This window comes from Pseudomonas sp. EL_65y_Pfl2_R95 (genome assembly GCF_963971045.1).
In the GTDB taxonomy this organism is placed as follows: Bacteria; Pseudomonadota; Gammaproteobacteria; order Pseudomonadales; family Pseudomonadaceae; genus Aquipseudomonas.
Genome location: NZ_CAXAOV010000003.1, coordinates 274142 through 286484 on the forward strand (window position 1 = coordinate 274142; position 12343 = coordinate 286484).

Annotated in this window: 11 protein-coding genes; 5 read left to right on the forward strand and 6 right to left on the reverse strand. The window is 55.9% G+C overall.

The window, feature by feature from the left end; genetic code table 11:
• Nucleotides 1-50 precede the first annotated feature (50 nt).
• Genes AACY09_RS12030 through pcaC form a run of 3 tightly spaced genes read left to right on the forward strand, consistent with a single transcriptional unit; the run spans nucleotide 51 to nucleotide 2620 of the window.
• Complete coding sequence (locus tag AACY09_RS12030; RefSeq protein ID WP_339488249.1) at nucleotides 51-1412, forward strand: 3-carboxy-cis,cis-muconate cycloisomerase; 1362 nt, start codon at nucleotides 51-53, stop codon at nucleotides 1410-1412.
• A 9-nt stretch (nucleotides 1413-1421) separates the two neighbouring features.
• Nucleotides 1422-2210: a 3-oxoadipate enol-lactonase gene (gene pcaD / locus AACY09_RS12035; RefSeq protein ID WP_339488251.1), complete on the forward strand. Its 789-nt coding sequence runs from the start codon at nucleotides 1422-1424 to the stop codon at nucleotides 2208-2210.
• Nucleotides 2211-2224: 14 nt separating this feature from the next.
• Nucleotides 2225-2620 (forward strand): 4-carboxymuconolactone decarboxylase, encoded by a 396-nt coding sequence (gene pcaC / locus AACY09_RS12040; protein ID WP_339488253.1) that lies wholly within the window; start codon nucleotides 2225-2227, stop codon nucleotides 2618-2620.
• 118 nt (nucleotides 2621-2738) lie between these two features.
• Here the strand turns inward: pcaC and AACY09_RS12045 are convergent, their stop codons facing one another.
• Nucleotides 2739-3572, reverse strand: a complete 834-nt coding sequence (locus AACY09_RS12045; RefSeq protein ID WP_339488254.1) for an aldo/keto reductase — start codon at nucleotides 3570-3572, stop codon at nucleotides 2739-2741.
• Between the two features lie 207 nt (nucleotides 3573-3779).
• Nucleotides 3780-4961, reverse strand: a complete 1182-nt coding sequence (locus AACY09_RS12050) for an OprD family porin (protein WP_445323845.1) — start codon at nucleotides 4959-4961, stop codon at nucleotides 3780-3782.
• Between the two features lie 800 nt (nucleotides 4962-5761).
• On the opposite strand from AACY09_RS12050, the gene quiC reads away from it, so the two are divergent.
• Both quiC and AACY09_RS12060 read left to right on the forward strand, forming a co-directional pair.
• On the forward strand, nucleotides 5762-7687 hold the full coding sequence (gene quiC / locus AACY09_RS12055) for a 3-dehydroshikimate dehydratase QuiC (protein ID WP_339488256.1): 1926 nt from the start codon (nucleotides 5762-5764) through the stop codon (nucleotides 7685-7687).
• A gap of 101 nt (nucleotides 7688-7788) precedes the next feature.
• Nucleotides 7789-8457 (forward strand): TetR family transcriptional regulator, encoded by a 669-nt coding sequence (locus tag AACY09_RS12060; RefSeq protein ID WP_339488257.1) that lies wholly within the window; start codon nucleotides 7789-7791, stop codon nucleotides 8455-8457.
• A gap of 72 nt (nucleotides 8458-8529) precedes the next feature.
• Here AACY09_RS12060 and AACY09_RS12065 read toward each other — a convergent pair whose 3' ends face one another.
• From AACY09_RS12065 to AACY09_RS12080, 4 genes are all read right to left on the reverse strand, one after another.
• On the reverse strand, nucleotides 8530-9546 hold the full coding sequence (locus tag AACY09_RS12065; RefSeq protein ID WP_339488258.1) for a TRAP transporter substrate-binding protein: 1017 nt from the start codon (nucleotides 9544-9546) through the stop codon (nucleotides 8530-8532).
• A gap of 57 nt (nucleotides 9547-9603) precedes the next feature.
• Entirely contained in the window at nucleotides 9604-10884 is a 1281-nt protein-coding gene (locus AACY09_RS12070; RefSeq protein ID WP_339488259.1) for a TRAP transporter large permease subunit, read from the reverse strand.
• Nucleotides 10881-11408, reverse strand: a complete 528-nt coding sequence (locus tag AACY09_RS12075) for a TRAP transporter small permease (protein WP_339488260.1) — start codon at nucleotides 11406-11408, stop codon at nucleotides 10881-10883. The genes AACY09_RS12070 and AACY09_RS12075 overlap by 4 nt, the downstream gene beginning before the upstream one ends.
• 73 nt (nucleotides 11409-11481) lie before the next feature.
• On the reverse strand, nucleotides 11482-12339 hold the full coding sequence (locus AACY09_RS12080) for a shikimate dehydrogenase (RefSeq protein WP_339488261.1): 858 nt from the start codon (nucleotides 12337-12339) through the stop codon (nucleotides 11482-11484).
• Between the last annotated feature and the right edge of the window lie 4 nt (nucleotides 12340-12343).

Consider the following 12343-nt stretch of genomic DNA (forward strand, 5'->3'; position numbering starts at 1 on the left):
CTTCACTGCTATAAAACAGACACCCCATTGCAACTTTTTGGAGCGCCGGCTTGAACAGTCCGAGCAATCAACTATTCGACGCCTATTTCACCCAACCTGCCATGCGCGCGATTTTCAGCGATCGGGGAAGGGTGCAGGGCATGCTCGATTTCGAAGCGGCGCTAGCCCGTGCCGAGGCGCGAGTCGGTGTGATTCCTGACACCGCCGTCGGTTCAATCGAGGCGGCCTGTCGTGCCGAGCACTTTGATTTCGCCGCGTTGGCGCAAGCCATCACAGTGGCTGGTAATTCGGCGATTCCACTGGTCAAGGCGCTGGGCAAGCGCGTCGCCAGTGAAAGTAGCGAGGCTGAGCGCTATGTGCATCTGGGGGCGACCAGCCAGGACGTGATGGACAGCGGTCTGGTTTTGCAACTGCGCGCTGCCATCCAGTTGCTTGAGTCTGACTTACAGCAACTGGGCGATGCGCTGGCGCGACAGGCTGAGCAGTATGCTGAGACACCCATGGTCGGGCGCACCTGGCTGCAACATGCCACTCCGGTAACCTTGGGCATGAAGCTTGCGGGCATGCTGGGCGCTATTACCCGCCATCGCCAGCGCTTGCTTGAGCTTAAGCCGCGCTTATTGTGCCTGCAGTTTGGCGGCGCCTCTGGCAGCCTGGCAGCGTTGGGGGATCAAGCATGGCCAGTCAGTGAGGCATTGGCTGAGGAGCTGAAGCTGACCCTGCCGGATCAACCTTGGCACACCCAGCGTGATCGCTTGGTCGAGTTTGCCAGTTTGCTGGGCATGCTTGCCGGAAGCCTTGGCAAGCTGGGCCGTGACCTGAGCCTGTTGATGCAAACCGAAGCCGGTGAGGTATTTGAACCTGCGGCGCCGGGCAAGGGTGGTTCATCGACCATGCCGCACAAGCGAAATCCGGTGAGTGCGGCGGTGCTGATCGGCGCTGCTACGCGGGCGCCGGGTTTGGTCTCCACCATGCTCTCAGCTATGCCCCAGGAACACGAGCGCAGCCTGGGCTTGTGGCACGCCGAGTGGGAATGCCTGCCAGAGCTGTGTTGCCTAGTTTCGGGTGCACTGCAACAAGCCTTGCTGGTGGTTCCGGGGCTGGAGGTGCATGCGCAGCGCATGGCTGAAAACCTCGAATTGACCCAAGGCCTGGTCCTGGCAGAAGCCGTGAGCATTGCCTTGGCCCAACGTATTGGCCGTGATGCTGCCCATCATTTACTTGAACAGTGCTGCCGCGATGCAGTCGCCCAAGGCACTCACTTGCGCGAAGTGCTGGGTGCTAATTCCGAAGTGACTGCGCAACTGTCTGCTGCTGAGCTGGATCAGTTGCTTGATCCAGCCCTTTATCTCGGTCAGGCGCGCCGCTGGGTCGAACGCGCACTGCACGAACATCAAAATTTCTGCCAATAGGAGTCATAAATGTCTGTTGTGCAACTCGCCGGTGGCGAACTGAATTACCTGCTTGAAGGTCCGGCTGACGCCCCTGTATTGGTGCTGTCCAACTCCCTGGGCACTGATCTGCATATGTGGGATGAGCAAATGCCTGCATTCAGCAAACACTTCCGTGTGCTGCGCTACGACACCCGTGGCCACGGCAAATCGCTGGTGACTGAAGGTCCTTACAGCATTGAGCAAAATGGTCGTGATGTACTGGCGTTGCTCGATGCGCTGGGTATTGAGCAAGCGGCATTCTGCGGTTTGTCGATGGGAGGCTTGATCGGCCAATGGCTGGCGATCAACGCGCCGCAGCGCCTGCATAAGGTGGTGGTGTGCAACACTGCAGCGAAAATCGGCACCCCTGAAATCTGGAATCCACGAATTGAAACCGTATTGCGTGACGGCGCTGACGCTATGGCTGCGTTGCGTGATGGCTCAGTTGCACGCTGGTTTACCGAAGGCTTTGCTGCCAGCCAACCGGAGAAGGTCGAACCCATAGTTGGCATGCTCGCGCAAACCTCGCCAGAAGGCTACGCCGCCAATTGCGCAGCGGTACGCGATGCTGATTTTCGTGAGCAACTGGCTGCAGTAGAGCTGCCCGTTCTAGTGGTGTGCGGCACCCATGATGCGGTGACAACTCCGGCAGACGGACAGTTCATCGCCTCGCAAATTGCAGGTGCGCAGCAGGTTGAGTTTCATGCCGCGCATTTGTCTAACGTCGAGGCGGGTGAGCTGTTCACCCGGCGCGTTCTCGATTTCTTGCTGGCCTGACCGGAGTTTAGCCAATGGACGAAAAACAACGTTACGAAGCCGGCATGCAGGTGCGTCGCTCAGTTCTGGGTGATGCCCATGTCGACCGCAGCCTGGAAAAAATGACGCCGTTCAATGAAGAGTTCCAGGAGATGATTACTCGTCACGCCTGGGGGGATATCTGGACACGTCCCGGGCTGCCGCGTCATACCCGCAGTTTGATCACCATCGCAATGCTGATCGGCATGAACCGCGAAGGCGAACTGAAGCTGCATCTCAAAGCGGCGAAAAACAACGGCGTAACCCGTGAGGAGATCAAGGAAGTACTGATGCAAAGCGCGATCTACTGCGGTATTCCAGCCGCCAACGCCAGCTTCCATCTGGCTGAAGAAGTCTGGGACGAGATGGGCGTTGAGTCGCTACACGAGTAGCTATCACATCAGGCTGTCAGGTTCGCGTTGTCGCACCCTACGGGAGCCACCATTGCCGTCGGAACGCGCAACGCTCCCGGGTTGATGGCGCTTTATCCATCCACCATTCAGCGCAGTTTCAGCGATCCCACTGTGGGGCGAAGTCTGGGTTTACCACGCGCAGGTTCTTCGGCAATTGGGCAAGCAGGGCCAGGTCGTCGTTGTCGAGACGAATATCAAGCGCCGCAAGGTTGCTCTGCTGGTTGGCTTTACCGCTGGCCTTGGGTATTGCCGCGACGCTGTCTTGGGCCAGCAGCCATTGCAACGCGACCTGACTGGGCAATACGCCATGCTTCTCTGCTACCTGTTGTACTGCCGCCGTTTCAGCCGCCTTGCCGCGTGCCAAAGGGGTATAGGCGGTGAGCGCCATCCCGTGTTGGCGGACGAAATCGAGCAGCGGCTGTTGGTCAAGCATCAAGTGGTATTCAACCTGAAGCGCAGCCAATGGCGCACCTAATTCTTCTACAGCACGCTTGAGCATGGGCAGGGTGAAATTGGCTACACCGATATGTTTGGCTTTGCCGCTTTGTTGCAGCTCCACCAAGGTTTCGATGCTGCGCTCCAGGCTCCAGTCTTTACCGGCATTGCCCGGCCAGTGAATCAAAAACAAATCCACATAATCGCTTTGCAGGGCTTTGAGGCTGCAGTCGAGTGATTGGCGCATGGCCTCGGGTTGCAGTTTGTCCCACCAAACCTTGGTGGTGACATGCACCTGTTCGCGTGGGGTGCTGGATTGAGTCAGGGCGTTACCTACAGCGGCTTCGTTGTTGTAGCCGGTGGCGGTGTCGATGTGTCGATAGCCAAGCTCCAGCGCTTGTTGAACGGCGCGGCTGCATTCTTCATCGAGCATCGGCCACGTACCTAAACCGAGCTTAGGCAAGCGCAACTGTTGGCGGGTAGTGATGGTGTGCATAGAACTTCTCCGTGGCGAGTGACTGACGCGCAGTGACGTCTCGGCTGCCTGCTTGATGTTACAAGTGTTAGCGCGGTGTTTGTGCACATGGCGGGCTTTGCAGGGCAAACAGCGGTCGATAAGCGAACACGTTGCGCCGGTGAAAAAAAGCCCATCGCAGGGATGGGCTGAACGTTACTGGAGCTGACGGGTTAAGCGTTGGAATATTTAAAGAATATCCAGTGGATAGTTGATGATGATGCGGTTCTCATCCATATCGCGCAGGGCAAAATCCTGGCGCAGGGTCGAGTTACGCCATTTCATGTTCAGCGCCTTGAGTGTGCCGCTCTGAATGGTGTACGCCAGTTCGGTTTCGCGGCCCCACTCCTTACCGTCATTGGTGGTCGCGGTATGTACATTGTCGCCGCTGATGTAACGGTTCATAAGGGTTAGGCCGGGAATGCCGAGCCCGGCAAAATTGAAGTCGTGACGTACTTGCCAAGAGCGTTCCTGAGCATTGTCGTAGCTGTTGTTGAAGCTATCGTTAGCCAGGGTACCGCCGCTGGTGCCATTGACGCGCATCCAATTGTTGTCACCTGTGAGTTTTTGCAGGCCGACAATAAAGGTGTTGCTGGCGTACTTGGCGGAGAACAGCCCAGACATGGTTTTGTTTTCCAGGTCGCCGGCCAATGCGCTGCCGTCTTCTTTGCCGATAAAGAAGCCGAGGTTGGCGCCCAGCACCCAATCGCCTACGGGCTGGGTATGTTGCAGGTTGTAATACTGTTGTTGGTAAACATCCTCCAGCTCGGCGTACCACACGCCCACTTGGGTACGCTTGTCGTTGAAGGCATATTCGCCGCCCGCAAAGTTGAAGCGGTCGGAAAATGCACCGGCATAACTCATGTCATCCATGCTCGCGCTGTCACGCGGGCTGTTTTGCCGGAACTGGCCGCCGTACAGGTTCAAGCCATCAATCTCCTTGGATGTCAACTGCGCACCTTCAAAGGTTTGCGGCAGCGAACGACCATCGTCGGAGCGCAGAATCGGTAGCACCGGCATCCATTCCCCGACTTTCAATTCGGTCTGGGAAATTCGGGCTTTGGCCGCGACTGCCAAGCGGCCGAAGTCATCAGATGGACCGTCTGAGTGAACCGGGAGCAGGGCTGTGCCTGCGGTACCACCGCCGCTATCAAGCTTGATGGCAAGCATGCCCAGGGTGTCTAGGCCGAAACCAACGGTGCCTTCCGTGAACCCAGACTGCGCATTGAGGATAAAGGCCTGAGTCCACTCTTCAGCATAGTTTTGCGGGGCGTTGGAGTCGACGAAGTTGCGGTTTATGTAGAAGTTACGCAGGTTGGTGGAAACCTTGGCGTCTTCGACGAAGCCAGCGGCATGGGTTAGCAGGGGCATGCTTGCGCTGGAAACGGCAATTGCCAAAGCGGCAGGCATACGAAGGCGATGAGCAGTCATGTTTATTTCCTTTGTTTATTGTTTTTAATGCATTTGAAAGACGAGCGCGGTCCATCCACTTGATTGCGAGGACAGAGCAAGGGGTGCCGTTTTACAACCTGTTTTATCTGCGCGAGCAGCTCAAGGGCGTTCGCGGAGCGGGGCGCAGATCAGGGGCACGGCAAATCGCTATGCGTGGCATAGGCCGGCTTGAGCTGGACATCGGAGGGGGCAGGGGTGTCTGTAGCAGCAAGTCTCGCGAGAACACCTTGGCCGTTAAGGCCGCTAAGCAAAATAAACATGGCAATGAACCTTTATTTGTATTTATTGGCACATCGGTGAAGGCGTTTGTCTCAATCGCAGCGCACTTCATTGAGCCTCGATAGTGGAAGTTAAGTACCCGCAACGCAATTCGTTTACACCTGTTCTGTTCGTTAATCGAACGGCTAATTAACTATTTGGTACATTGTTATGCTTCAAATAAGCCATAGAGTCAGCTTTGTAAGGCATTTTTAAATAAATTTAAGGCTCTTCTGATTGCGTATGATCTTCAGATAGGATTCGATAATCGTCAGTGTTCGATAATCGAACATAAAGGTAACTATTCAGTACAAAGTGTTTGCGCTATCGCGTTCAAGCTCGAATACTTCATCTAGTCTGATCCCTACCCCCTCGATCGTGCTACTTGCCTGAGCGTTGTGTAGAGCGTTCAAACCATGTCGCGACGGTCCGGCGGCGCCAATAAAAACAGGAGTTTGAGTATGCAGCGTTCAATTGCCACGGTGTCTTTGAGCGGTACTCTGTCCGAGAAGCTTGAAGCGGTTGCCGCTGCTGGATTTGACGGCGTTGAGATCTTCGAGAACGACCTGCTTTACTACGCCGGAAGCCCGCGTGATGTGCGCCAAATGTGCGCTGACTTAGGCATCGCCATTACCTTGTTTCAGCCGTTTCGCGACTTTGAAGGCTGCCGCCGTGAACGCTTACAGCGCAATCTCGACCGCGCAGAACGTAAGTTCGACCTGATGCAAGAGTTGGGCACCGACTTGGTGTTGGTGTGCAGCAATGTTGCCGCAGACGCCGTGGGTGATGAACAGATTCTGATTGATGACCTGAGCCAGCTGGCCGAGCGTGCGGGTGCGCGCGAGTTGCGTATCGGCTATGAAGCACTGGCATGGGGGCGTCACGTCAGTACCTATCAGCAAGTCTGGAATATCGTGCGCCAAGCTGATCATCCAGCGCTTGGGGTGCTGCTCGACAGTTTCCATACCCTGTCATTGAAAGGCGACCCTGCCGCGATTGCCGAGATTCCCGGCGACAAGATTTTTTTCGTGCAAATGGCTGACGCACCGATTCTGGCCATGGATGTGCTGGAATGGAGCCGCCATTTCCGTTGCTTCCCAGGGCAGGGCGAGTTCGACCTGGCGGGCTTCCTCGCACCTATTCTACGTACGGGCTATAACGGGCCGTTGTCCCTTGAAATATTCAATGATGGCTTCCGTGCTGCACCGCCACGGACCAATGCTGCTGATGGGCTGCGCTCACTGCTGTACTTGGAAGAGAAAACCCGTGATCTGCTCGAAAAGCAGGCCCGTGAGCAGGTAGGCACCCCTCAGCCAAGCCTTGATTTGCTGTTTGATCCACCGACTGCAAGCCAATATGACGGCGTGGAGTTTCTTGAGTTTGCCGTTGATAGCGATCAGGGCAGTAAGCTGGGCAATTGGCTCGAACGCCTGGGCTTTGCCCGCGCTGGCAAACACCGTTCAAAAGATGTCAGCCTTCTGCGTCAGGGCGATATTAATATCGTCTTGAATGCCGAACCCTACTCATTCGCCCATGGCTTTTTTGAAGCCCACGGCCCATCGCTGTGTGCGACAGCGTTGCGGGTGCGTAACGCAACCGATGCGCTGGAACGTGCGCGCCAGTTCAAAGGCCAGCCATACCGTGGCCTGGTAGGCCCCAACGAGCGTGAAATTCCTTCGGTACGCGCGCCAGATGGCAGCCTGATCTATCTACTCGATAAATCACCTGCAGGTGCGACCATCTACGACAGCGATTTTATCCTTGATCCCCAAGCTGAGCCGACCGGCCATCTGCAGCGCATCGACCATATGGCGTTGGCTCTGCCGGCAGACAACCTCGACAGTTGGGTACTGTTTTACAAGAGCCTGTTCGATTTCGAAGCGGATGATGAAGTCGTGCTGCCCGATCCCTATGGGTTGGTCAAAAGCCGCGCCTTGCGCAGTCGTGACGGTACCGTGCGTTTGCCGTTGAACATCTCGGAGAACCGCAATACGGCGATCTCTCACGCGCTATCCAGCTATCGCGGTTCAGGCGTGCACCACATTGCTTTTTCTTGCGAGGATCTCTTCACCGAGATCAACCGCGCCAAGGATGCCGGGGTACCGCTGCTTGATATTCCCCTGAATTACTATGACGATTTGGCCGCCCGCTTTGATTTCGATGATGAGTTTCTCAGTGAGTTGGCATACTACAACGTACTTTATGACCGCGATGCCCAGGGCGGCGAGCTGTTCCATGTGTATACGGAACCCTTCGAGGGGCGGTTTTTCTTCGAGTTGTTGCAGCGCAAAAACGGTTATATCGGTTACGGTGCGGCGAACGTTGCTGTTCGGCTAGCTGCTATGGCTAAGGCGCGCAGTGGTGTAGTCGCGAACAGACGCCTGTAGCGCATCGCTATGCAGAAAGCCCGGTCACATAGGCGCCGGGCTTTCTTCGCTTCGCAGACGCGACCATAATCATGATCAACGCATCCAAATGATCGGTAACCATGACGACAACAACAGAGTTTGCCGAAGAGCCAGCAACTGCGCCACGTAAAAGCCGTAAGAACAACCCGGAGAAAACCCGCGAGAATATTCTGCAAGCGGCGGTCACCGAGTTTGTTCAGTTTGGCCTTTCTGGCGCGCGAGTCGACGCCATCGCCGAACGCACCCATACCTCAAAACGCATGATCTATTACTACTTCGGCAGTAAAGAGCAACTCTATCAAGCTGTTCTGGAGAAGCTTTATGGGGATATCCGCACGACTGAGCAGAGTCTGCATTTAGGTGAGCTTGGCCCCGTAGAGGCCATCCGCCGATTGGTCGAGTTCACCTTCGATCACCATGCTCGCAATGTTGATTTCGTGCGTATCGTCAGCATTGAGAACATTAATTTCGGCCAGTACGTTGGTCAGTCCGAGACCATCCGCACACTGAGTAGCCATGTGCTCAAGTCACTCGGCGAAATTCTTGATCGCGGCGCCGATGCGGGTTTGTTCCGCCAAGGCCTCGATCCTGTGGATGTACACATGTTGATCAGCTCATTCAGTTTCTATCGGGTGTCCAACCGTCACACCTTCAGCTCGATTTTCCAGATCGACCTGCAGAGCGAGGAAGTGATGCAGCGCCAAAAGCGCATGATTTGCGAGTCGGTGCTGGGTTTTCTACAACGCTGAAAGCGTAATTTTGGCTTAAAAAAAGCGGCCCATTGGCCGCTTTTTTACTGTTTACAACACCGACGTCTGCCCCTAGTTAGCGGCACGTGCCTTCTCGACTGAGTCGTACATCGCTTTGACTAAGGCTGGGTCCATGTCTTTGGAAAACTGCTCAATGACAGGCTTGACCTTGTCACGAAAGCGCTCCATCTCTGCTGGGGTCACGGTGTTGGCTTCCATGTCCTTCGACAGTTCAGCAAAGGCAGCATCCTGAGCGGCTGCTGTGATCTGGCGCTGGTAAGCCGTGGCTTCTTTGGCTGCATCGGTGATCACCGCTTGTTCCTCGGCATTGAGCTTGCCCCAGCTTTTCTCACCGATAATGAAAGACTGTGGGTTGTAGATATGCTGAGTGACCGACAGGTACTTCTGCACTTCGTTGAACTTGTTGCCCTTGATCACGGTAAACGGATTTTCCTGGCCGTCAACCGTGCGTTGCTCAAGGCCGGTGTAGACCTCAGGAAATGGCATTGGCACCGGGTTTGCGCCCAAGGCTTTGAAGGTCTCAAGGTAAATCGGTGACTGGATTACGCGGACCTTCAGGCCGGCCATGTCTTCCCATTTAGTCACCGGGTGCTTGCTGTTGGTCAGGTTGCGGAAACCCAGGTCCCAGTAGCCGAGGGTTTTCAGGCCTTTGCCTTCCAAGCGCTTGGACAACTCCTGGCCAACAGGACCGTCGATCACGGCTTGAGCTTCGGCGGTGCTGTTAAACAGAAACGGGAAGTCGAGCAGGGCATATTCCGGCACTTGAGCCGCGAGAATGCCCGAGTTGAGAACGGTCATATCGAGCGTGGCACCCTGTAGCGCGGAAACAGTTTGCAGGTCGCCACCCAGCACGCCACCAGCAAACAGGCGAACTTTCATCTTGCCGCCACTTTTCTCTTTAACCAGGTCAGCGAACTTCTGTGCACCTTGACCCTGGGGGTGTTCCTTCACGTTTTGGAAGGCAAAGCGCAGGGTGTGCTCACCAATCTCTGCATGTGCAGACAAACTATTGAGCAGCAGGCCTGCCAGGCAGGCAGATGTCAGCAGAGGTTTAAACCAGTTGTTCATTGTCAGGGCACTCCATCGTTATTGTTTGAGTTACGGGGCTTGCGGTGAATCAAGGGTTCATCCGGAGAAGAACTTCAACGGTCCCAGAACCAGTTGGGGGAACAACACAAGAAGAATCAGGACGATCACCTGTGCCAGCAGGAACGGCCAAACACCTCGGGTGATTTCATCGATGCGCAGCTTGGATACCCCGCAGACAACATTGAGCACAGTGCCCACCGGCGGGGTGATAAGGCCAATCGAGGTGTTGACCAAGAACAACACGCCGAAATACACAGGGTCGATACCGGCTTGTTTCATCACCGGCATCAGCACCGGGGTCAAAATCAGGATCGACGGCGTCATGTCCATGACCATGCCGACCAGAATAATCAGGAGCATGACCATCAATAGCAGCAAGGTTGGCGAATCATGGAATGGCTCGAGCAGATCAGTCAGTTGCCCGGGCAGATCTGCGATCGTCACCAGCCAGGACGAAACCATGGCGGCGGCCACCAGCAGCATCACCACAGAAGTGGTCTTCGCGGCCGAAAGCACCACTTCATACAACTGGCTGATTTTCAGTTCACGGTAGATCACCAGCGACACGAAAAGGGCGTAGACCGCCGCAACCACGGCCGCTTCTGTTGGCGTGAAAATGCCGAACTTGAGGCCGACAATGATGATAATCGGCAATCCCATGGCCCAGCTGCCATCGAGCAAGGTTTTGATGATCTCGCTGCGGCTGCGCTTGGGCGGCATTTCGACATTTTCACTGCGTGAGACAAACCACCAAGCGATAGCCAAGGCCCCGCCGAGCATAATGCCCGGCACGATGCCCGCCAGAAACAGCTTCGAGATTGATACCCCTGAAGCAACCCCGAACACGATAAAGCCGATGCTCGGCGGTATGATCGGCGCAATGATACCGCCTGATGCAATCAATCCCGCTGCACGCTCACGGTTGTGTCCTGCTTGTACCATCATCGGCACAAGCAGAGCCGCCAATGCAGCGGCGTCGGCTACTGCAGAGCCCGACAACGACGCCAGCAAGCAAGATGCGATAATCGCTACATAGCCGAGCCCGCCGCGCTTGTGCCCCACCAGGGCCATGGCGATGTTGACGATACGTTTGGACAGGCCGCCAGCGTTCATGATCTCGCCAGCCAGCATGAAAAAAGGTACCGCCAGCAGTGGAAAGCTGTCGGCGCCATTGAGCAGGTTCTGCGCAATGATTTGCGCATCGAACAAGTCCAATTGCCACATCAGTGCGACGGCAACCATAAGCAGGGCAAAGGCGATCGGGATACCCAGCGCCATAGTGCCGAGAAGGGTGCCTAAAAACAGAGCAAGCGTCATGGGAGAGCCTTCTCGCTGGTTGGCAAGTGGATTGATTCGATTTCAGGTTTGCCTTGGGGCAACTGGCCACGCAAAGCCAGTACGAAATCCCAGGCGATGATCGGGATCGCAGTGACGCCAAACAGCACGCCAATGCCATAGAACCAGGCCATCGACAGCCCGGAGGCGGGTGCTGCGACATCCCAATTGATCTGTGCTTGCTGCCAGCTACCGCTGAGTACCAGCCAGGCGATGAACAGCATCATCAGGTGACCAAGGGCCAGGCACATGTTGCGTCCTGCTGGCGGCATTTTCTTGATGATCAAATCAAGGCCGAGGTGGCTGCGTTCGTGTAGGGCAACCAGAGCGCCGAGGAAGACCATCAGTACGAATAACCAGCGCGATAACTCTTCGGACACCGTGATGCCTGAGTTGAATGCGTAGCGCATAACTACGTTGCCGAAGACCATCACCACCATGCTCAGCATGCACAGGACAATGATCAGCTTTAGCAGGCTAAAGTACAGGTTGACGATTCTTGTCATTTTGACCTCGCAAGGTTGGCCAGTGTGCAGTGCAACCGGGCCATTGTTCTTGTTGAGCGCTGGCACTGATCGCTCAGCTCATGGTGTTGAAATGCTCCTGCATTCGGTGTGCGTCTGCTGCTTGACCACTGAACAGCTCGAAGGCTTTGACTGCCTGAAACACGGCCATTGTGCTGCCGTCGAGCGTGCGACAACCCAGTGCACGGGCTTCGCGCAGCAGTTCGGTTTCAAGGGGGAAGTAGACGATCTCAGCCACCCACAAATCGGCACGCAACAAGGCTTTGGGCACAGGCATGCCCGGCAGCTTGAGCATGCCCATGGGCGTGGTATTGACCAGTCCATTGGCCGTCTGCATCGCGCGGGGTAAATCGACGCCGGCTTGCGCTCGGTTGCCGGGAAAATTCTGATTCAGGTTGTCAGCCAGGCTCTGCGCGCGGCAGCTATCAACATCAAAGATGCTCAACTGCTCAACGCCCTCGCTGAGCAATGCATGGGCGACTGCGGCTCCTGCACCGCCAGCGCCCATCTGCACCACTTGCGCACGGGCAACATCACCCAGGCCGCGGCGAAAACCTTCAGCAAACCCCAGGCAATCAGTGTTGTGGCCGACACGTTTACCATTGGTAAAGACCACAGTATTGACCGCACCAATACCCCGCGCCTCGGCTGAAAGCTCATCAAGCAATGGGATGACGGCTTGTTTGCAGGGAAAGGTAATGTTGAGTCCGGTGAAGCCTGTTTTGTGGGCTGCACTGATAAGCTCGGGCAGGGCCTTAATATCCAGCTTGAGCGCATCGAGATCAATTAGCCGGTACAGGCAACGTACACCTTGCGCATCAGCTTCGTGCTCATGCAGCGCGGGGGTGCGCGATGCCTGAATGCCGGCGCCAATGAGGCCGGCAAGAATGCCTGGGGTTTTGAGTGGCGGCATAGCA